Source organism: Bacteroides sp. An269, assembly GCF_002159755.1.
Classification (GTDB): domain Bacteria; phylum Bacteroidota; class Bacteroidia; order Bacteroidales; family Bacteroidaceae; genus Phocaeicola; species Phocaeicola intestinalis.
In genome coordinates, this window is record NZ_NFJG01000068.1 from 1 (window position 1) to 22738 (window position 22738).

The following is a 22738-nucleotide window of genomic DNA, read 5'->3' on the forward strand; positions in this document are numbered from 1 at the left end:
CGAAACGGAATTCCATCCTGAAGCACCAGTCTCAGATGGAGAGTGCCCCGTTCCTGGGCAATGACGAGCGCCTCTTCTGGCAACGCAGCGAGGACCGCAACCGTGGCACCGCTTCACTTTACGACAAATTGGGGCTTGCCTGCTACGAGGCGATGGAGGCTTTTGTAGAGTATAAGCCGTTGTAGAGGTTGGATTGATATAGCTTTCATCGGCTTACGGATATATCTTCATGAAGTGATGATGATATATCCGTAGGCCGATGAATCTATATGCGTTCCTCTTCGGAATCGGCTGATGTCTTTTCTTGAATTTCTTCTTTGAATGCGGCTTCTTCCGCTTCTGCTATGATGCGTTCCGTATCATCATAGCGTTCTGTTATGAGTTCTTCCCGGACATCAATGGTTTGATCCTCGTTGGTCTCCATTACGCTGGGAGAATCTTCTGTATACACCGGTTCTGTGTCTTTCTCTCTTTCGGCTTTTGATGCAAAAATCGCATCTATGAATTGAGGGTCATTCTTTATTTTCTGCAGGGTCTCGTGGGCAGCTTCTTGCTGTGATTCTTTTTTGGAATATCCTTTCCCGTTTCCGGCAGGAATACCTTCTACCAATATTTGTGTGTTGAACACGGGGTTTTGTTCTTCGTCTACCGACTGATTGACCAGTTTGAAGGTTACTTCGAACTTGTTTTTCTGGCTCCACTCAATAAGCTTAGACTTGAAATTGACTTCTTTGCGTGAAATTTTGTCCAGATTCAAATATTGGTTGATGATGCGTTCTTCCATAAACTTCTTACAGGCGCGATAGCCCCGGTCCAGATATAGTGCACCAATCAGAGCTTCGAAAGCATTGCCACACATATAACTGTTGTGAGAAGATTGGCGGGTGGTGAACTTTACCAGTTTATCCAGTCCGATTTGTACCGCCACATGGTTGAGTGTTTCCCGTTGTACGATTTTCGAACGTGTATTGGTCAGAAATCCTTCGCGCTTACCTTCAAACTTTTTGTATACAATATCAGCTACCACGGCATCCAGAATGGCATCACCCAAGAACTCCAGTCGTTCGTTGTTCAGCACACGTCCTTTCTCGTTTTTGATGGAAGACGATTTATGCAGCAATGCTTGTTTGTAGATGTCAATGTTCCGCGGATAGAATCCGGTCATTCGGTAAAAACAAAGATAAGGCTCCTTGTCCTTGCGGAAGAGGAGTCTTATCTTATCTGTTATATTGCCAAACACAGTTTATTCAGTGTATTTTTTAATGATTACACATGCATTGTGTCCACCGAAACCAAATGTATTGCTCAAGGCTGCACGGACGGTACGTTCCTGTGCCTTGTTGAAAGTAAAGTTCAGGGTATAGTCGATGTTTTCATCGTTATCTCCTTCTTCGTGGTTGATGGTCGGGGGTACAATGTCATTCTTAACAGACAGTACGCAGGCGATGGCTTCTACTCCTCCGGTTGCGCCCAGCAGGTGTCCGGTCATGGATTTGGTAGAACTGATGTTCAGCTTGTAGGCATGTTCTCCGAACACGTCTTTGATGGCTTTCACTTCAGAAACATCGCCTACAGGGGTAGAAGTCCCGTGTACATTGATATAGTCGATATCTTCCGGTTTCATACCGGCATCTTCCAATGCGTTCATCATCACCAGTTTGGCTCCTAATCCTTCAGGATGGGAAGCTGTCAGGTGATAAGCATCTGCCGAAGCGCCTACGCCGGCAAGTTCCGCGTAAATCTTGGCTCCGCGTGCTTTGGCATGTTCCAGCTCTTCCAGAATCAGGCATCCTGCACCTTCACCCATGACAAAACCGTCACGGCTTCCGCTGAACGGGCGTGAGGCACGTTGCGGGTCATCGTTGCGGGTAGAAAGGGCATGCATGGCATTGAAACCTCCTACACCAGCAGGGAAGATAGCAGCTTCGGCACCACCGGTCACGATGATGTTGGCTTTGCCCAAGCGGATATAATTGAACGCATCTGCGATGGCATTCGAAGAAGAAGCGCATGCAGAAGTCGTGGTAAAGTTCGGTCCGTGGAATCCGTACATGATGGAAATCTGTCCGGAAGCGATGTCGGCAATCATTTTAGGAATAAAGAACGGATTGAATTTAGGACCGATGGTATCTTTGGTCTTTTCGTATCCGGCTACTTCTTCTTCGAACGTATGTATACCTCCGATACCTACGCCCAGAATGACTCCGATTTTGTTCAAGTCTTCTTTTTCCACATCAAGACCCGCATCGGTTACTGCTTCTTTGGCTGCTACTACCGCATACTGGGTATATAAGTCCATTTTACGGGCTTCTTTGCGGTCGATGAAATCAGTGGCATTGAAGTTTTTTACCTCACAAGCGAACTGAGTCTTGAATTTGGATGCATCAAAATGAGTAATAGGTCCTGCTCCGCTTACTCCGTTCAGCAGGTTGTTCCAAAAGTCTGGAACCGTATTTCCTACCGGAGTAATTGCACCAAGACCTGTTACTACTACTCTTTTTAATTCCATAAACAGAATTACTTATTTTGCGTTAGCTTCGATATAAGAGATAGCGTCTCCTACAGTCTGGATTTTTTCTGCCTGGTCGTCAGGAATAGAAATACCGAATTCTTTTTCGAATTCCATGATCAGTTCTACAGTATCCAAAGAGTCTGCACCCAAATCGTTAGTAAAGCTAGCGGTCGGAGTAACTTCTGATTCTTCTACACCCAGTTTATCAACGATGATTTTCTGTACTTTTGATGCGATTTCAGACATAATTTTCTTGTTTTAAGTTTATAAATAGAATAATTTTGTTTAATTTTCGGTGCAAAGGAATAAATATTTCTCGTTCTATACAAATATTCGGGCAAATAAATGCATTCTCTTTGCACATTTTTATATATTCTGTGCACGAAAACAGGTAAAAATATGAAGAAAATAGCAATTTTGGCATCGGGTGAAGGAACGAATGCCGAGCGGATCATCCGTTATTTTGAAGAGAAAGAGGAAGTAAGCGTAGAAATTGTCATTGCATCACGTACTACTGCTGGAGTTATCAAACGTGCCGAACGGTTGGGAGTGCCGTGCCGGGTGGTAACTTCTGCCGGATTTGCTTCGGGAGAGGCGCTGGAAGTGCTACGCGGGTATGAAGTTGATTTTATTGTACTTGCCGGCTTTTTGTTGCGTATTCCAGAAGATATTTTGCGGGTTTGGCCCTGCCGTATTGTAAACATCCATCCATCATTGTTGCCTAAGTTCGGTGGGAAAGGCATGTATGGCATGCATGTACATGAAGCAGTGTTGGCGGCAGGAGAAAAGGAAAGCGGCATAACGATACAATATGTCAACGAACGTTATGACGAGGGGGATTATATCTTTCAGGCACGATGCGAAGTGTTGCCTGATGATACGCCCGAACGTTTGGCTGCACGTGTGCATCAGTTGGAGTACCGCTATTATCCGGAGGTGATTGAGAAGCTGGTGCGGCAGCATGTGTAAAAAATGTCTTTGAACGAATCCTGTTTTTTTCTTTGGTATCTATTTTCTTTTTCGTTATTTTTGTGGCCTTAATAAAGCTAGAAATATGGAAAATAAACTGGTTATTTACAATACGTTGAACCGCCGGAAGGAATCGTTTGTTCCTTTACACGCTCCTCATGTGGGAATGTATGTATGCGGTCCTACTGTTTACGGAGACCCTCATTTGGGACACGCACGTCCTGCCATTACCTTTGATATCCTGTTCCGTTACCTGCAACATCTGGGCTATAAAGTGCGTTATGTGCGCAACATTACCGATGTGGGCCATCTGGAGCACGATGCCGATGAAGGAGAAGACAAAATTGCCAAGAAAGCACGGCTGGAACAGCTGGAGCCGATGGAGGTGGTGCAGTATTACCTGCTCCGCTACCACAAGGCGATGGAAGCCCTCAATGTGCTTCCACCCAGCATCGAGCCGCACGCTTCGGGACACATTATCGAGCAAATCAAGCTGGTAGAGGAAATCCTGAAAAACGGATATGCCTATGAAAGCCAAGGTTCGGTGTACTTCGATGTGGCAAAATACAACAAAGATCACCATTATGGCGTGCTTTCGGGACGCAACCTGGATGATGTCATCAATACCACCCGCGAACTGGACGGGCAGCAGGAAAAGCATAACCCGGCCGACTTCGCCCTGTGGAAATGTGCCCAGCCCGAACACATCATGCGCTGGCCTTCGCCATGGAGCGACGGTTTCCCCGGCTGGCATTGCGAATGTACCGCGATGGGACGCAAGTATCTGGGCGAGACATTCGATATACACGGAGGAGGCATGGATCTTATCTTCCCGCACCACGAATGCGAAATCGCGCAAGCCGTGGCTTCCGAAGGACATCCCATGGTACGCTATTGGATGCACAACAACATGATTACCATCAACGGGCAGAAGATGGGCAAATCGTTGGGTAATTTCATTACGCTCGAAGAGTTCTTTACCGGCTCGAACAAGCTCCTTGCCCAAGCGTATTCGCCGATGACCATCCGTTTCTTCATCCTGCAAGCGCATTACCGCAGCACGGTGGACTTCAGCAACGAAGCCTTGCAAGCAGCCGAGAAGGGCTTGGAACGCCTGCTGGAAGGCATCAAGAACCTCGAGCGCATCACGCCGTCCGCTTCTACTTCAGGTATCGAGCCTGCCGGCTTGCGTGAGAAATGCTACGAAGTGATGAACGATGACCTGAACACACCGATTGTCATCTCGCACCTCTTCGACGGCATCCGCATGATCAACACCGTACTGGATAAGAAAGCGACCATCAGTGCCGCCGACTTGGAGGAACTGAAGAGCGTATTCCACCTGTTCGCGTTCGATATTTTGGGATTGAAGGCAGAAGGTGAGAACAATGCCGCCCGCGAGGAAGCCTTCAGCAAGGTGGTAGACATGTTGCTGGAAGAACGCATGAAAGCCAAAGCCAACAAAGACTGGGCAACAAGTGATAAGATTCGCGATAGCCTTGCTGCATTAGGTTTCGAGGTAAAAGATACAAAAGACGGGTTTACCTGGAGGCTGAACAAGTAAGGTTTCCACCACAGATTAAAGCAATTTGATTGGCTGAAACGCAGATTAGCGCAGATAACTTCGTCTGGTGTAAGATTATTAATCTTCCGCTTGTAAGATTAATAATCTTGCAGCCTGAAGATTAATAATCTTACAGCGGATGGACTTATTGATGTTATACCATGCGCGGTATGAAATTGTGCATTTTAATGGAACACAGAAAGACACAGACGGACACAGATTCTATTTTAATGTGCCAATGAATAATATGGCAATGTGCTAATTTATTTTCACATTAGCATATTGTTTATTGACCTATTCTTCTGTGTTTCTTTGTGTATTCTTGTGTGGTCTGGGTTCTCTATGATAGCATCAACAAAATGCACATTTTGATGCTGTTTAAATAAAGAAACCATGTAACGAAAAAGAGGGAATGTCCATGCACCCCCTCTTTTTTTATTCCTGTAAATTGCAGGTATTCATTAATCAGAATTTGTTCATTTCCTTTCAGGTCATTTCCGATCTCCAAAAGTTACGTTAAAGCCTAAGCTGACGTTCATATTTCCGCTCTTGACAGGGATGAACTGCGGGGTGACTTTACCCATCAAGTGGTCCATACCAATGAAGAAGTTGAATCCACGTGGATGAAAGTTCAGCAACCATCCGAATGAAGAGCCGAATGAAGAAATCGCATAGTTGACACCGGCATCAAACCATTTGATGGGTGCTACGTTTGCCGAGATACGTCCTTCCGACCAGCTATACTTGCCGTTGATGCGTGTAGACGACAAGAAACCGAAATGGAGTTTCTTGTAAAGAGGGAACGCATATTCCGCACCAATATTCAGTGTGGCGCCCAGCATGGCGGTACGTTTCACTCCGTTTTCCGTACGGTGGAAGCTGGCATAGTCTTCCAGGTCTTTTCCGATAGCGTCCAGTTGGCTTTCCAATGAGTTGGGGTCATCGTCGCCCAATTCAGAGTCGACCGCGATGTTTTGGAATCCGTCGAATTCCCACGGAGCGTTGCTGGTAGCTGCTTTAATCGTATTGTTCCATGACATGAAGCCGAAATCGAGCAATGCGGCAGATACGGTCAAGTCGTCCATCACCTTATAGGTAGCACCCAAGTCGATAGCCATACCGAAACCGCTCAGTCCCGGGCTGTCTACGTCCATATTGTCCCAGTCTATCAAGTCACGTTGGCTGGCATTGTCAACGTTTCTTCCGCTTTCGGCTTTCGTAGGCATAGTCAGGCCTTTCAATGAAGCACTCATCTCACCATTGGCTTTTACCATCCATTTGTCTTGGCTCAAGGTGACATCCATATCGGTCATTTTCAGGCTGAGGTTGGCGGCACCCAACAGGAACTTTAATTTACCGCCCACGTTGAGTTTGTCGTTAATCTTGCGTGAGTGTCCGAATGCCAGTTCTATGTAATTGTTCGACTGGATGCCCAAGTCACCTATATCATAGTGTGTCTCACTTCCTGTCATACCCATTTTCATAAAGGCGAACAAGTCGTACGGAAGGTTCATGCTTGTATTTGAACGCAAGTTGATGTCTACCGTATTAAATCCGCCCCATGCATGGAATCCGGCTGCGAGCAACGTCATGTTGATATTGGCGCTGAGACGGTTTTTGTCTTTCAGTTCGCCTAAGAAGTCTTGTCCGTTGATGCTGGAATGCATGAACGTAGTCAGTTGGTCGTTTTGGGGGAATAAGAATGTGCCTACGCCGATATTTCCCTGTGTCCCGATATTGATATTACCTAAAGCAGGGATGCTGATGTAGTTGCGTTCTCCAGCGAATGCCGGATTCAATTGGTGACGATAGCTGTATCCTTCAAGGAAGTATCCGGAGTGTAAAGCTTGTGCCGAGACAGTCAGGCATGAGCCTGCTACGGCAGCTACGGTTAAAAGTTTATGTATTTTTTTCATAAATGTCTATCTTACTTACGAATATTGAATAGCTGTTTGTGTTAATTTAAGTCTACGGTAATTCCACCTCTGACGGTAATGATTACATTGTCGAGTACCAACGCTTGTTTTTCGTTCAGTACTTGGCCTTGTACTTCGGTAGGAACTTCGGCTACTACTCGGTATGAGATACCGTCCATGTTCTTCAATGCTCCGTCAGCATGAGATTCCAGGCGTATAGTCAGTTTGCTGGAAGAAGGATTCTCTGGAGTTCCGGCAGTGATATTGCCCTCTACTGTAGCAGTGATTTCATCCATTACATTGCCGTCGCGGTCGATGGCATTTGCTGTCATGGTCATGCCTAGTGGAATGGTATTTGTCGCATCCAATGAGATTTCGGCGTGCCGTACATCCAAGTCTTCCATATCACTGTTCCAGCCATCCATTTGATCGTTATAAACGATTTCTGTACCGTTGTTGAATTGCAAAGGTGCTACGACATTATAGTCTGTCTTGACGGTGTAGTCTCTACCCAGGGTCATGGTAATGCGTTCTTGTACGGCTGTGGCTTCGATGTTTTCAATCCGGATTTCATCAGGAATGGTTTCCACAAGGTCATTCAGATTGGAAACGGTAATGATTTCGTCAGCCGTAATTCCGGCGTCATCACTCAGGCGGTGCAGGCAGATGACGTAATCGGTACGATTGGCAGGGATGATAATCTCTTCTGTTCCGTTTTCTTTGTTACCCAGTGCGATGGTGTGCAAAAGTTGTGTTTCTTTGTACGGCATGAGGTCGGCAGTAAAGTTGACTGCAACCGGTGATTCATTACTTACATAGAGATAAATCTTCGGGTCGGTCATGTCGATTCTTACTTCATTGTCTTGCAGGAATTCGGGCAGGTCGTTGACGGTTACCGGGTCAATGGTAATGTCTACCTGTGGGTCTACCATCGCCGTAACTTCTGTCAGTTCAATATTGTCGATATCCAGCTCGGTATCTAGCGTTAATTGTACATTTTGCTGGGTAAGGAAGTCTTCCGCTCTCAGGTAAGCGCGTCCTTCTACCGGTATATCTCCATTAATAACCAGATGGCCCGGTGCTATCAAACCTTCGTTATCACCCATGCTTTCGAAATTGATAGCGGTAACTGATACCGGGACTGATAATGTTTCACCGCTTCTGACAGGTACATCTTCGGTAAAAGTCAGTGTATTGCCTTCTATCAGAAAACGTGAGTCTCCATCACTGCTGATAGTCAGGTAAGAAGGGAAAGTAATTTTAAATCCTTCTGCAAGGTGCATCTGACGGGCATTTCCACTGAACTTTATGTTCAAGGAAGAAGTAGATGTAACATCTGAATAATAGAGTGCAGTAACATCTGTCGTAACATCTGTTTTATTCACATGGAAAGAAGTATGGTCGTTTACCTCAGCTTCTGCATTTTGGCTAGGTACATACTCGAAATCCAAAGTCGTAGTAGAAGCTTCTGTGGCGATTTGGTCTCCTTCAATGGTTACATTTTCTACATTTACCGTTGATTCAGAGCCTTCTCCATTCATGGTTAATGCATAATTGCCGTCAGCATCAGCCTGTACATCACTTTCCGGGTCAAGATCGAAAATTTTTTCTAATGTGATAGAATCCGTATTGCTGCCCGGAATGCTTAAGTTTTCTCCACCTACCGTAATGGTCATGTCTACGTCTTTGCTCAAGTCGTAAGCATTGTCGACACATGCGGTAATGCCTAACAGGGACAATGCGAATAGTCCTCGAAGTGTGTTAATTTTTAAACCTCTGTTTGTCATATTTCTGATTGTATAAGTTAATTCGGTGCAAAATTACCGAAAAAGTTGTGTAAACGAACACATTTTAGAAAAAAAAGAACAGTTTGATAACCTGTTTATTCTTAGGGATTTAAAGCAAAATTGGGATATTTTGAGAGTGTAGATGATTTTTTGATAGAACAATTTTGCTTTTAAAGTAGGTTGGAAGTATGTGATTTGATGGGAAATCGGTGTAGAGTTGTAGCAAATCAATGTTTAAGAATAAGGAGAAGATGTTGCGTCTGCTATGTCTCTACCGCTTTATGTCCTAATAGACATGTGAATGTCCGCAATTAGCCAGAATAATGGTGTGCAAAATGAATATATACTTACTTTGCCGTTTCAGTTATCTTCGTAGGCTATAGCAGTTAACTGGAATGGCTTATGCAGTATATCTTCGTTTTCAGGGTATTGGCTAATTGTGGATATTCGTATTCATATTTTATTTTTTTACAATGGATGTCAACGGATGACGGTTTCCTTTTATTTCGGTCAGGAAGGCTTTTGCCGAACCGAAATTAAGATACATGTCAAGCCGTACGGGCAGGTGATTCAGGTCATCGGTGACGAAGAAAGTAATGACTTCTTTTTCCTTATTGTCGACATATTCTACCAATGAGAATACCAGGCAACGGTAAGTCGTGCCGTTTTCTGATGTGAAGTTTTCCTTGCCCCGGTAAATAAGGGTCTGCTTTTCCACTGCTTTTCCGGTAGCCATTGAGAAGAGGATTTTCATGCCTACTTTGTAGTCGGTAGGGTCGTACGAACGTGCCTGCAGCAGGATGCTCAACATGTCGTAGACACAGACATCCATTTCATCGTGCTTGGGGGTAGTGACGCCTCGTAGGGTGCGTTGTTGGTCAACGATGCACTTTCCATTCTTATAACTGAATTTCACTTCGTCTACGGTGTATCGCTTTCCTTCTTCGGCTCCTTTACGGAAATAGAGCGGTTCCAACTGTTGGCTGGTGATACAGGTCAGCGTATCACGCATCTTGAACCATCGGTCGAATCTTTTATTCGTATAAGAGTTCAAGTCGGTACGCAAGCAGGATCGTCCGTTGTAGGTGGCTTCGTTGACGCTCATTTTTGCCCAGCCCACGTTGAACCAGATGAATTTCCAGTTGAACTTCAGTTCATAATGCAATGTTTCACCCGGCTGGATGGCATTGTTTACGGCACCGCATTGGGCTTTTATCGCCAGGCTTCCTGTCAGCAAGCACAGGCAGAGTAAGATTTTCTTTATCATGTTCGTCCTAGGTTTTTGGCTCTTTCTTTGTTTCGGTCTTTAATTTTTTTTGCTTCGTCGGGTTTTTGCTTCTTTATTTCGTTTGGTTTTTGTTTGTCTAGCGGAATAGCGTGAATGTTCCAGGTTTCTTCAAACTCGAAATTTGCTTTCATTTCCCAGGTTTTCGGGAAATAGAATACCTCTTCAGGTTGCAGTTTCTCGTCGTAGTTTCCTGTATCCCATTTGCCATTGTTGTTTGTATCATTAAACAAGCGGATGTAATATTTCGTTCCGGGTTGCAGGAAGTAAAAGTCGCACGTGTTTTTTTCGGAAACAGGTTGCTGGCGTATTACTGCATCGCTGTTGTTTAATAGTTGTACGATGGCATGCGGTCCGGCTCCCACAATATTGAGGTAGAGCGTGCCGTATGCATCAGTGGTCTTTACTTTCAGCTTATTTTCCACTTTGTTGGTATAAAGTCCGTAGATACCTTTGAAGCCGAGTGAATCTATGGTAAGCTGGTATTCTTGTCCGGGTTGCCAATTGGCAAGTATTTCATAACGCCTTGGAGCGATGGTGTCGGCCATAAAAATGAAAGGTGTGTCTTGCCATACCGAGTCTACCATCGTCTGCATGTGGATAGCCGTTGTGTCGATGTTTTCCACCGGCTCTTCAAAACTCAAGACGATGTTACGGTTGATATCCAGTTCAGAAGGCGCGTCTACGTTCATGGTGAGGAATGGAGTTTCCACTACGATGGTATCACCTTTCTTTTCTTTCTTCTTGCGTTCTTTTTCTGCTTTTTCGTCAGCTTCTTTTTTCATTGCCAGACGGCGTTCACGCGGAATCTTATTTATCATACGCAGGGTGTCGGTAGTGGGTACCAGTTTTCCTAATGTATCAGTTTCCAGATACTTCAGTTCGATGGTCAGGGTGTCGCGCTCGCATAACGTAGTGTCTTTCACCCAATAGGTGATGCTGTCGTTCCGTTGGTTTGCTTCCACGATGAGCTGTTTCTCGTCGAAGTCCAGTCCTCTCAATGTGGGCAGGGTGTCGGCTTTCGCACTGAAATAAAGAGCGAATTTCTTGGTGTCTGGACGTTCGCTCTTGGCAAGGTATTGTAATGAACTTTCCTGCTTAAAGGCACGCATCATGATGTCATCGGGCATAAAGCGGGTATAATGTACTTCGTATATGGTATCGATGTGTGTAGTATCGATTTCGTTCCATACTGTGTCGTGACGTAAAGCAGGTGCCATACTTGGGATAATGAGTGAGTCGGACCATGCCACGGTTTCGGTCTTTGAGTCGTACATGTAGTTCTGGTTTCCGTCCTGCAAGGCATAAATGCGGTATTTGCCCGGTGCGATTCCCCGGATGGTGAACTGTCCGCGGCTGTCGGTGCGCGATATACGGTCGAACGGGAGCTTGGTGAAAGCGGTGTCGTTCAAATTCTTATGTAATCCAACCTGTATACCTTTTATAGGTTCCAGGTTTTCGGCATTGAGCACGGTGCCCGATACCGCCATGGTATCTATTTCGGGGCCGGTAGAAAAGGCATACGAGAATAGTCCCAACGGATTGCCTTCATTATTGTCTACAATGGCATCTCCGAAGTCGATGGTATACGTAGTATTTGCCACTAGTGAGTCGATAAACTTCACCACGACCCGTTTCCCGCTGGTTTTTACTTCGGGTTGTTCGCGCTGTGGGGGAGAGATGATGACTTTTTCCGAAGCATTTTCCAAATTGATGAATTCATCGAATTCGATGGATACATTCTTACGGGTGTTATTGATGGCATTCGGAGCCGGTGTGGCACGTACAAACTTGGGAGGCTCTTCATCGTAAGGACCTCCATCGGGCGACCCCGTGCTGGCACAGGCGTAAAATCCGATGATAATCAGTAACAGGGCAAGGTATTTGGGTATGGGCTTCATGCAATAAGTTTACGAATTAAGTTTCAACATTTCTTCTATATAGTCGCGGTTGTTGCTCAGGCGGGGCACCTTGTGTTGTCCTCCCAGCTTTCCTTTTTGCTTTAACCAGTCGTGGAACAAGTTGGGGCGTGCCACGATGATTTCCAGTTCCTGTAAAGTGATGTCTTTATGCCGTTTGGCTTCATAGTCGGAATTGATTTCCTGCAAAGAGCGGTCGAGCACGTGACGGAACTTATCCAGCGAGTCGGGCATCACGCTGAACTCAATCAGCCATTGATGGCGGCATTTGGCATTGGCGTCCATAAAGACCGGAGCCGCCGAGTACTCCAGGACTTGTGCACCTGTAGCGTCACATGCCTTGGCGAGTCCTTTTTCGGCATTGTCCACCATCAGTTCCTCGCCGAAAGCATTGATGAAATGCTTGGTACGTCCGGAGATGATGAATTTATACGGGTCTTTTTGGGTAAACTTTACCGTGTCACCCAGGATATACCGCCATAAGCCGCACGAAGTACTGATGACGATGGCATAGTTACGTCCCGTTTTTATGCCAGTCAAGGGTACGATGGTGGGATGCGGATTGTCTATTTCTTCCAGTGGGATGAATTCGTAAAATACATCGTAGTCTATCATCAGAAGCATTGCAGGGTCGGACAGGTCGTTTTGCAAGCCAAAGAAACCTTCGCTGGCGTTGTAGGTCTCCATGTAGTGCATCTTGTCGGACGGGATGAGCTGTTTATATTGTTCACGGTAAGGTGTGAAGCATACTCCTCCGTGGAAGAATACTTCCAGGTTGGGCCAGACTTCGTTGAGATGTTTGGCACCGGTTTTCTCCAGAATGCGCTTGATGACGGCAAGCATCCACGAGGGTACTCCCGAAAGGTTCGTCACGTTTTCATGGATGGTAGTTTCGGCAATGCGTTCCACCTTTTCTTCAAATTCGCTTAGCAGGGCAATTTCCTTGCTGGGCACGCGGATAAGGTTCACCAGCGGGTTGATGTTTTGTATCAGGATGGCAGAAAGGTCGCCTACCAAGCTGTCCTTTACATTGTAATTCGGGCTGTGGCTTCCTCCCAGTATCAGTCCTTTGCCCGAAAAGAACTTGCTTTCCGGATTCGAGCGCAGGTAGAGAGCTACGGCATCGGTTCCGCCTTGATAATGGACGTGCCGTAATCCGTCTTTGCTTACGGGGATGAACTTGCTCTTATCGTTGGTAGTGCCCGATGATTTGGCATACCAGATGACACGTCCGGGCCACAGCACGTTTTTTTCGCCATGGCGCATACGGTCTACATAGCCTTTCACGTCTTCGTAGGTCTGGACCGGTACCCGCTGGAAATCAGCGTATGTCCGGATATGGGCATAATCGTATTTTTTCCCCCATTCCGTATCAGAAGCATTCTCGACCAGCTTGTGGAAAACTCTGTCTTGAATGGCTTCGGCTTGTGTGTTATAGCAATCTATTTCCTTTTGGCGGGAAACAAACAACTTTTCGATTAACTTTGTTGAAACCATTGGTATTCCTTTTTTATGGCACACGCATACAGGACTAGTGTGTCCGAAGCGTCTTTCTTGTGCTATTGAAACGCTGCAAAGTTAGCCTATTTCTTGTATTTGTGGTGTATTTTTGTGTTAGAAAAGACAAATCTACACTTTTTTCTTATAACTTTACCACACGAAGACAAATTTTGAAGGTTATGAGAATCGGAATTTTAACGGCAGGAGGTGATTGTCCGGGCATAAACGCTACCATCAGAGGCGTTTGCAAGACGGCTATCAGTTATTATGGAATGGAAGTATATGGTATCCACAATGGTTTTCGGGGATTGCTGGACGATGATGTAATCCAGCTTACAGAGAATTCGTTGGGCGGATTGCTTACGATGGGGGGCACGGTGCTGGGTACTTCACGTGTGAAGCCTTTCCGGAAAGACCGTGGGTTTTCGCTTTCCGATAGCAGGCCTGCGGCATTGCTGAAGACGATTCATGACCACGGGCTTGAGTGCCTGGTCTGTATCGGAGGAAACGGCACGCAGAATACGGCGGCCATGCTTGCCAAAGCCGGAGTGAATGTGGTGATGATACCCAAGACTATTGATAATGATGTGTTCGGTACGGATATTTCGTTCGGGTTCGATTCGGCGGTGAGTATTGCCACCGAAGCCATTGACCGTCTGCACTCTACCGCCAGTTCGCACCAGCGTGTGATGGTAATCGAGGTGATGGGGCACAAGGCAGGATGGATAGCCCTTCATTCGGGTATGGCAGGAGGGGGTGACATCATCCTGATTCCCGAACTTCCGTTCAATATACATAATATAGGTGATGTCATCATCAACCGGTTGAAGAAAGGGAAACCCTATTCGATTGTGGTGGTAGCGGAAGGTATTCCCACCTTTAACGGGAAAAAGGCTGCTCAATACATAGCCGAGGAAATCGAGTATGAGACCGGTTTTGAGACACGTGAAACGGTGTTGGGATATATCCAGCGCGGAGGAAGTCCTACGGCGTTCGACCGTACCCTTGCCACCCGTATGGGAGGGCACGCTACGGAACTGATAGCTCAAAAGCAATTCGGGCGGATGGTGGCGCTCCGGGGTTCGGAGATAGTGTCTGTTCCCTTGTCGGAGGTAGCGGGCAAGTTGAAATTAGTTACTGCCGATAACGATTTGATAATTCAGGGCAAACGCATGGGCGTATGCTTCGGATAATGCACATAGCTTCATCGGGCAACGGAAGTATATGCGCAACCCGATGAAGCTATGTGCGTGGCATGATGCAACTATATGTGTCGCACCATGCTTATTTATTGTGCCGTGGCATCATTGCCTGTTGTGGCGTAAAGTCCTATCATAGCACCGGTGAATCCACCTGCCACATTGGTCGAAAGAATATCTCCCGAAACGGTTCCACCTACAGGCTGGAAGGTCTTTCCGTCTGTAGAATAACTGAAAGTATACTGGTCGCCCGTGGCTTTCACCTGCAATAGGATGGGGCGTGTTTCCTTTACCGGAGTACTTGCCAGCACGGTAGAGTTTCCTTTTTCGGTGCGTTGCAATACCAGTACGTCTTCTTCTCCTTTCTTGGTCACGCCGAACACGTAGTTGAAGGCTTCGCTTTGGTAACATGTAATACCAGCCAGGTCGGTCTCCGAACGTGGAATGTAGTTCAGGGTGGTAGTGGCCGTAAAGTTGAGGTGTTGCTGGCGATAGAACAAGGTAGACGTAGGTTGTACTACCTTGATGTTTACATCGTATGGGTTGATGGTCAGGCCATTGGGCGAAGTGGAGATGAATTTTTCGCGTGCTCCTCTTATGCCTACCCAGCGGTAATCCAGTGTGTCCGAAGTGAAATCCTCAGTATAGGTGAAGTTTCCGTTCGGGAAGAAACCGTTTTGTCCGGTCTGGTTGGTGACACCTGCCGGCATTTTCAGCTTGGCCTTTAGAGGTTCCATTCCTCCTTCGAATACGGGGAAAGTGCTGCTCCAGTCGACAGGAAGAATAAAGGTTTCACGTCCTGTGTTTACTTGATTGGCATTGTTGGGACGGATGGCAAGGAATACTCCGTAATATTTTCCGTCAGGTCCTTCCACCAGGTCGGCATGTCCTGCCCAGTCCACTTTGTCAGGACGGTCGGCATTCAGGTGGCGTTGTGACAGGATGGGGTTCTCCGGAGCCGGTGTAAACGGGCCTTTGGGGCTGTTTCCGATAAATATTACTTCACTATGCATGCCTCCTGTTCCTCCTTCGGCACACATCAGGTAATATTTTCCATCTTTCTTGTACAGGTGTGGAGCTTCAATCCAGATAGGTTTCTTCGAGAGGTCTACTCCTCCGTTTACTATCACTTTATCTGTTCCGGGAACGATTTGGTCTTTTTCTACATCATATTCCCATACCTTGATAACGCGGTGTCCTTCATACAGTGCCTTCTCTGGTGCATCATTGTGTACTACGTAAGCTTTTCCGTTATCATCAAAGAAGATAGACGGGTCGATGCCTTCAAAGTTCAGCTTGATAGGGTCGCTCCAGCCTTGCATCGGATCTTTGGTCTTGACGATGATGTTTCCGAACCCTCCGGCAAACTGGGTGGTAATCATATAGAATGTGTCATTGTTCGGATTATAGCGGATGGTAGGTGCATATACGCCGGCACTGATTCCTGTGTCTTCCACCTTCAGTTGCGAGGGGCGGTCGAGCACATGGCCGATTTGTTTCCAGTTGACCAGGTCGGTCGAATGGAAAATAGGTACGCCCGGATTGATGGCAAACGAAGAACATACCAGGTAATAATCGTTTCCTTTCTTGCAGATACTGGGGTCGGGGTAACATCCTTGTAGGATGGGGGTGTAGAATTCGTCGGAAGCGAGCGGATTCTGTTCGTACACGGCATCTTGTCCTGTATAGGTGAAATTACTGAATACAGGAGTACCAGGAGTAACCTCCATTTGATTGCTGGCACATGAGCATGCAAGTAGGCTCAGCGTGCCCCACGTCAATAAGCTTAATGTTTTTTTCATGGTGTTTATATTATAATAATGAGTAGTGTCGAATAGTCGTTTACAAAGTTAATAGGTCGGGATGAAAAAGATTGTTGCGTATGTTACATATTTTATTCTCTATGTTACATCTTGTATTATTTTCATGCTCAGATGTACCATCTTACAGAATATCTTTAGTTTTGGGGTATGAGATGTTTGTTTTTTCTTTTAAATTTGTAGGCAAACTTATAACTAATAACGATATGAAAATACGCAGGTTTTTCGTAGCACTGATGATGTGCATTCCTTTTTGCGGCTTAGTCCGGGCTCAATCGAGCGATAATGGTGACGGTACTTTTACTAACCCGATGTTGTGGAGTGATGTGCCCGACCCTGATGTTATCCGTGTTGGTAGCGACTTTTATCTGGTAAGCACTACGATGCATCTGATGCCGGGCGCACCTATTATGCATTCTAAAGATTTGGTGAATTGGGAGACGGCCAGTTATTTGTTCGACCGTTTGACCGATACACCGAATTATGACCTGAACGGATGTACTGCATACGGAAGAGGGCAGTGGGCCACCTCAATCCGTTACCACAATGGGAAATATTATGCTTATTTTTCGCCCAATGACAAGCCCTATAAAGGATATGTGTATGCCACTACAGATCCGAAAGGGAAATGGGAACTTGTTTCCCGCTTGCCTCATTTCCACGATGCGTCTTTGTTGTTCGACGATGACGGACGTGTATATATCTATTATGGAACAGGGCAATTACGCGAATTGAAGCCAGACCTTACAGGGGTGCAGCCTGGAGGAGTGGATATGAAAATCTTCGAGCGCGATAGTACCGAAACCGGATTGTTGGAAGGAAGCCGTGCCATTAAATACAACGGAAAGTATTATCTGTTGATGATTTCGTGGCCTAATGGAGGCAAGCGTCGTCAGGTGTGCTATCGTGCCGATAAGATAACCGGTCCTTATGAAAAGAAAGTAATATTGGAATCGGACTTTGCCGGTTTCCCGTATGTAGGACAAGGATGCATTGTGGATGATGAGAAGGGCAATTGGTATGGTGTCATCTTCCAGGATCGTGGAGGTGTGGGACGTGTCCTTACACTGATGCCTTGCCGCTGGGTAGACGGATGGCCGATGCTGGGCAATGAGGAAGGCCGTGTACCCGAAATCATGGAAAAACCCGTGCAAGGATGTCCTGCCTTGCCCTTGGTGGTGAGTGACGATTTTGGAAAACAGGAAATGAAAATCAACTGGCAATGGAACCATAACCCGATAAACGAAGCATGGTCGCTTTCGGAACGTCCGGGTTATTTACGATTGAAGACGCATCGGGTGGTAGAAAACCTGTTTTGGGCACCGAATACGTTGACCCAACGTATGGAAGGACCGAAATGTACGGGAAGTGTGTCTATCGATGTGTCTCATATGAAAGAAGGGGATGTAGCAGGTTTCAGTGCTTTCAATGGCGATGCCGGTGTACTTTCGGTAGTGATGGAAGGCGGAAAGAAATACCTTACGATGTCGTCACAGGTGGTAGCTTTACGCGATTCGGACAAGGCGGTGACACATGTGGAGACTGATGAAAAGGCGCGTGTGGAATTGACACAGGATGTAGTTTACCTGCGTATTGATGGAGATTTCCGGGTAGGCAAAGACATTGCTGCTTTCTATTATAGCCTGAACGGGAAAGACTGGACGAAAATTGGTTCCGATTTTAAGATGATATTCGATTACCGCCGCTTCTTTATGGGGACAAAATATGCGATATTCAATTATGCTACAAAGCAGACAGGTGGCTATGTAGATGTGGATTTCTTCGATTATAAACGAATAAGATAAAGAATGGTTATGAAAAAGAAAGCATGGGCATTGATGGCCTGCTTGATAGGTTTTTCAGGATTACAGGCACAAGACAAGTTGTATCCGAACACTTTTGCCTTGAATGAGGTGACTCTCTTGGATGGTCCTTTCAAGCATGCACAGGACTTGAACGGTAAGGTATTGATGGAATATGATGTAGACCGCTTGTTGGCTCCTTTTCTGAAAGAGGCAGGATTACCTCCCAAAGGAGAATTGTTCCCCAATTGGGCGGGACTGGACGGACACGTAGGCGGACATTATCTTTCGGCACTGGCAATGCATTATGCTGCTACAGGTGATGAGGCATTCCGCCAGCGTATGGAGTATATGATAGCCGAATTGAAACGTTGCCAGGAGAAGAATGGTGATGGTTATATCGGCGGTGTTCCTAATGGAAAGGCTTTGTGGAGTGAGATACGGAAAGGAAACGTGGCCTTGATTTGGAAATACTGGGTACCTTGGTACAACCTTCATAAGCTTTATGCCGGACTTCGGGATGCCTGGATGTATGCCGGCAATGAAGAGGCAAGACAGATGTTTCTGGATTTGTGCGATTGGGGTATTGGAGTCGTTTCGCCCCTTACTGATGCGCAAATGGAGCAGATGCTGGATATGGAATTCGGCGGAATGGATGAAGTATATGCCGATGCCTATCAGATGACTGGAGACAAAAAATACCTGGACACGGCCAAACGTTTTTCTCATCATTGGTTGCTGGACAGCATGGCAAAGGGAGTGGACAATCTGGATAACAAACATGCCAATACACAAGTGCCTAAAGCGGTGGGATATCAACGCATAGCCGAGTTAGACCATAACCGTACGTATGAGGATGCGGCATCGTTCTTCTGGCATACGGTGGTAGAAAACCGTTCGCTGGCATTCGGAGGCAATAGCCGGCGCGAGCATTTTGTGGCGAAAACCGATAGCAAGAGCTATATAGAAGACCGTGAAGGTCCGGAATCATGCAATACCAATAATATGCTGAAACTGACCGAGGGCTTGTTCCGGATGCATCCCGAGGCTAGCTATGTGGACTTCTACGAACGTGCTTTGTACAATCATATTCTTTCTACCCAGCATCCCGAACACGGCGGATATGTGTATTTCACATCTGCCCGTCCGGCACATTACCGGGTTTATTCGGCTCCTAATCAGGCGATGTGGTGCTGTGTAGGAACCGGTATGGAGAATCATGCCAAATATGGAGAATTCATCTATACGCATACACACGATTCATTGTTTGTCAATTTGTTTATAGCTTCTGAACTGAACTGGAAAGAAGAAGGCATCCGCTTGCGTCAGGAAACAGGTTTCCCGGCAGAAGAGGGAAGCAAGCTTACGGTTTCGGTGGACAAGCCCAGGCATTTCAAGATGTTGGTACGCCATCCGTGGTGGGTTAAGGCTTCGGAAATGCAGGTGTTGTGTAACGGAAAAGAGTATGCAGCCGGTTCGGAACCATCTTCGTATGTATGCATTGACCGCGAATGGAAAGACGGGGATGTTGTCGAAATCCGTACACCGATGCATGTTAAGTTGGAAGAGTTCCCGAATATGCCCGAATATGTTGCCATCTTGCGCGGACCGATTGTATTGGGTGCACGGGTAGGTACAGACCATCTGGACGGGCTGGTGGCAGACGATAGCCGGTGGGGACATATTGCTTCAGGACCTTTGGTTCCGGTTTACGAAACTCCTTTTCTTATAGGAGAGCGGGCTGATATCGAAGAGAAGTTAAACCATTTGCGTCCGGTAGCAGGCAAGCCGTTCCATTATACGGTTCCCGGTCTGTTCCGTTCCGGCAAATACAAGGATTTGGTGCTCGAACCCTTTTATGGCATTCACGATAGCCGTTATATGATTTATTGGCTTTCGATGGACGAAACTGAATACGCACATTATCAAAGCGAACAGAAAGCCGAAGAAGAAGCGCGTATTGCATTAGACCGCCGGACGGTAGATGCCATAGCAACGGGAGAACAACAGCCCGAAGCGGACCACTTAATGAAGAACGAGAACTCGACAAAGGGAAATTTCAATGGCAAGGCGTGGCGTGATGCGAAAGACGGAGGCTATTTCAGTTATGTACTTTCTACTGAGGGCAAGTCTGACATGTCTTTGCTGATAACTTATTGGGGTAATGAAACCGCCGACCGGGAATTTGATATCTTGGTAGATGGAAAGGTGATTGCTTCTGAAAATCTGGTAGGGAAATGGAACAAGCAGGAGTTCGTGGATGTTGAATATGCTCTTCCTGACGATGCGTTGCAGGGTAAGAAAGAAATCACTCTCACGTTCCAAAGCAAGCCCGGAAAAATAGCCGGAGGGGTATTCTTTATCCGTTTGGTGACTAACGAACAAGGTGAATGACTTTAAATGAAATTATATGATGACAAGACAATGGCTATTGACTGCAGCCTTAGGGGCTTGCCTGTCCGTTTATGCTACTGATTGGAAATTTGCCAGTCCCGATGGACACATTCAAGTGGTGGTATCCGATGAAGGCGGAAAGCCTTCTTACCAAGTGTTGTATGACGGAACCATGTTTCTCGAACCTTCTCCCTTGGGTCTGGAGACCAATATAGGCGATTTTACTCAAGATATGTCGTTGGGGGGAACGTGCAAGGCGGATACGGTATGCGATACCTATACGTTGCCCACCATCAAGCAGAGCCGGGTAGACTATAAGGCGGTTGAAGTGGTGTGCCCGTTCATGCAACAGGGCAAGAAGGTGTGCGATGTGGTGTTCCGTGTGAGCAACCGTGACGTGGCTTTCAAGTACCGCGTCTATCCCAAGGAAAATACCTTATGTTGTGTGGTGCGCTCGGAAGCTACGGGTTTCGTCTTGCCTGAGGGAAGCACTACTTTCCTTTGTCCGCAAAGCAAGCCGATGGGAGGCTTTGCACGTACTTCGCCCAGTTATGAGACCTCTTATACCGTCGATGATACGATGGGCAAGAATGGCTGGGGCGAGGGATATACATTCCCGTGCCTGTTCAAATATATGGATAAGGGATGGCTCTTACTTTCAGAAACGGGAGTAGATAGTCGCTATTGTGCCAGCAGGCTGATGGGGCACGAGGGTGGCCTGTATACGATAGGTTATCCGCAAGAAGGCGAATACAATGGCAATGGAACAACGGCTCCGGGAATTGCGCTTCCAGGCGAAACACCTTGGCGCACCATCACTTTGGGAAAAACACTGGCTCCTATAGTTGAAACTACCGTGGCTTTCGACCTTGTATCTCCCTTGTACGAAGCATCTCAGAAGTACCAGTACGGATGCGGCACATGGAGCTGGATTATCGGAGGTGATGCCAGCATGACATACGATGAGCAGAAGCGTTACATTGATTTTGCCGCGGCGATGGGATACCAGTCGGTGCTGGTTGATGCATTGTGGGATTCGCGCGTAGGATATGAAAAGATAGAAGAGCTGGCACGTTATGCCAAGTCTAAGAATGTGGCATTGTATCTGTGGTATAATTCCAATGGTTATTGGAACGATGCTCCGCAAGGTCCGCGTGGCAAGATGAGCAACATTATTTCCCGTCGGAAGGAAATGAAATGGATGCAAAGCATCGGTATCCGGGGTATTAAAGTGGACTTTATAGGAAGCGACAAACAAGTGACTATGCAATTGTATGAAGATATTCTGGCAGATGCCAACGATTATGGTCTGCTGGTTATTTTTCACGGATGTACCTTGCCTCGCGGATGGGAGCGGATGTATCCTAATTATGCGGCAAGTGAAGCTGTACTGGCAAGCGAGAACATGAACTTCTCGCAAGGAAGTTGTGATGCCGAAGCCTTTAATGCCTGCTTGCATCCGTTTATCCGCAATACCGTAGGTAGTATGGATTTCGGAGGCAGTACATTGAACCGGTATTACAATGCGAAGAATCAGCCGGGAGGTAGCCGCCGTGTTACATCGGATGTGTTTGCGCTTGCTACAGCGGTGCTTTTTCAAAGTCCGGTCCAGCACTTTGCTTTGGCTCCTAATAATCTGACCGATGCTCCTGTATGGGCTGTGGATTTTATGAAGAAAGTACCTACGCTGTGGGATGAAGTGCGTTTTATCGATGGTTATCCCGGCAAGTATGTAATATTGGCACGTCGGCACGGAGAAACGTGGTACGTGGCTGGAATCAATGCCAGCAAAGAACCGTTGAAAGTGAAAGTAGCTTTGCCGATGTTTTCCCCGAAAGAAGAAGTGACGCTTTATGCTGATGATGCCCAGCTGCAAGGAAGCGTGAAAACCCAGAAGCTGGACAAAAAAGGCGAAATCGAACTGATGATTCCATGTAATGGAGGAGCTTTGATTGTAAAATAACTCAGAAGCTGTTTTGAATTTATCGTGCGATGATTTGGGATGAGTTTTTGAGGCATTTCCGCTTCTGTGATGAGGAAGATAGCGGGCTATCTGACGAAGAACAGGAGC

General features: G+C 46.5%; 16 protein-coding genes. 7 read left to right on the top strand and 9 right to left on the bottom strand.

What is annotated here, in order from left to right:
• Window positions 1-185: hypothetical protein (locus B5F71_RS12550; protein ID WP_143269882.1), on the top strand; the 185-nt coding region annotated here is incomplete at its 5' end.
• A gap of 80 nt (window positions 186-265) precedes the next feature.
• On the opposite strand, the gene rnc is transcribed toward B5F71_RS12550, so the two are convergent.
• The 3 genes from rnc to B5F71_RS12565 are packed head-to-tail and all read right to left on the bottom strand — an operon-like array spanning window position 266 to window position 2758.
• Window positions 266-1240 (bottom strand): ribonuclease III, encoded by a 975-nt coding sequence (gene rnc, locus B5F71_RS12555; protein ID WP_022040331.1) that lies wholly within the window; start codon window positions 1238-1240, stop codon window positions 266-268.
• A gap of 3 nt (window positions 1241-1243) precedes the next feature.
• Window positions 1244-2509 (bottom strand): beta-ketoacyl-ACP synthase II, encoded by a 1266-nt coding sequence (gene fabF / locus B5F71_RS12560; RefSeq protein WP_022040330.1) that lies wholly within the window; start codon window positions 2507-2509, stop codon window positions 1244-1246.
• A gap of 12 nt (window positions 2510-2521) precedes the next feature.
• Window positions 2522-2758: an acyl carrier protein gene (locus B5F71_RS12565; RefSeq protein WP_022040329.1), complete on the bottom strand. Its 237-nt coding sequence runs from the start codon at window positions 2756-2758 to the stop codon at window positions 2522-2524.
• 153 nt (window positions 2759-2911) lie between these two features.
• Between B5F71_RS12565 and purN the strand changes: the two genes are divergently transcribed.
• A complete protein-coding gene (gene purN / locus B5F71_RS12570; protein ID WP_022040328.1) occupies window positions 2912-3481 on the top strand; it encodes a phosphoribosylglycinamide formyltransferase in 570 nt (189 codons plus the stop codon).
• Between the two features lie 85 nt (window positions 3482-3566).
• On the top strand, window positions 3567-5045 hold the full coding sequence (cysS, locus tag B5F71_RS12575) for a cysteine--tRNA ligase (RefSeq protein WP_087210852.1): 1479 nt from the start codon (window positions 3567-3569) through the stop codon (window positions 5043-5045).
• A gap of 491 nt (window positions 5046-5536) precedes the next feature.
• Here cysS and B5F71_RS12580 read toward each other — a convergent pair whose 3' ends face one another.
• From B5F71_RS12580 to B5F71_RS12600, 5 genes are all read right to left on the bottom strand, one after another.
• The gene (locus B5F71_RS12580) at window positions 5537-6961 is read right to left on the bottom strand and encodes a DUF5723 family protein (RefSeq protein ID WP_087210854.1); all 1425 of its coding nucleotides are present in this window, start codon (window positions 6959-6961) and stop codon (window positions 5537-5539) included.
• Window positions 6962-7002: 41 nt separating this feature from the next.
• The gene (locus B5F71_RS12585; RefSeq protein ID WP_143269901.1) at window positions 7003-8748 is read right to left on the bottom strand and encodes a hypothetical protein; all 1746 of its coding nucleotides are present in this window, start codon (window positions 8746-8748) and stop codon (window positions 7003-7005) included.
• Window positions 8749-9208: 460 nt separating this feature from the next.
• Window positions 9209-10015 carry a DUF3108 domain-containing protein gene (locus B5F71_RS12590; RefSeq protein WP_022040356.1) on the bottom strand — a complete coding sequence of 269 codons (807 nt, stop codon included), beginning with the start codon at window positions 10013-10015 and terminating at the stop codon, window positions 9209-9211.
• Complete coding sequence (locus tag B5F71_RS12595) at window positions 10012-11934, bottom strand: Ig-like domain-containing protein (RefSeq protein WP_022040357.1); 1923 nt, start codon at window positions 11932-11934, stop codon at window positions 10012-10014. Before B5F71_RS12595 ends, B5F71_RS12590 begins: the two co-directional genes overlap by 4 nt.
• Before the next feature lie 9 nt (window positions 11935-11943).
• Window positions 11944-13449: a GH3 auxin-responsive promoter family protein gene (locus B5F71_RS12600; RefSeq protein ID WP_087210860.1), complete on the bottom strand. Its 1506-nt coding sequence runs from the start codon at window positions 13447-13449 to the stop codon at window positions 11944-11946.
• Window positions 13450-13631: 182 nt separating this feature from the next.
• On the opposite strand from B5F71_RS12600, the gene B5F71_RS12605 reads away from it, so the two are divergent.
• The gene (locus B5F71_RS12605; protein ID WP_022040359.1) at window positions 13632-14645 is read left to right on the top strand and encodes an ATP-dependent 6-phosphofructokinase; all 1014 of its coding nucleotides are present in this window, start codon (window positions 13632-13634) and stop codon (window positions 14643-14645) included.
• Between the two features lie 95 nt (window positions 14646-14740).
• On the opposite strand, the gene B5F71_RS12610 is transcribed toward B5F71_RS12605, so the two are convergent.
• Window positions 14741-16462, bottom strand: coding sequence for a glycoside hydrolase family 43 protein (locus B5F71_RS12610; protein WP_191763237.1), 1722 nt, complete (start codon window positions 16460-16462; stop codon window positions 14741-14743).
• Window positions 16463-16710: 248 nt separating this feature from the next.
• Between B5F71_RS12610 and B5F71_RS12615 the strand changes: the two genes are divergently transcribed.
• Genes B5F71_RS12615 through B5F71_RS12625 form a run of 3 tightly spaced genes read left to right on the top strand, consistent with a single transcriptional unit; the run spans window position 16711 to window position 22630 of the window.
• Entirely contained in the window at window positions 16711-18276 is a 1566-nt protein-coding gene (locus tag B5F71_RS12615) for a glycoside hydrolase 43 family protein (RefSeq protein WP_239414037.1), read from the top strand.
• 9 nt (window positions 18277-18285) lie between these two features.
• Window positions 18286-20667, top strand: coding sequence for a glycoside hydrolase family 127 protein (locus B5F71_RS12620; protein WP_087210865.1), 2382 nt, complete (start codon window positions 18286-18288; stop codon window positions 20665-20667).
• Between the two features lie 19 nt (window positions 20668-20686).
• A complete protein-coding gene (locus tag B5F71_RS12625; RefSeq protein ID WP_087210863.1) occupies window positions 20687-22630 on the top strand; it encodes a glycoside hydrolase family 97 protein in 1944 nt (647 codons plus the stop codon).
• Window positions 22631-22738: the final 108 nt, after the last annotated feature.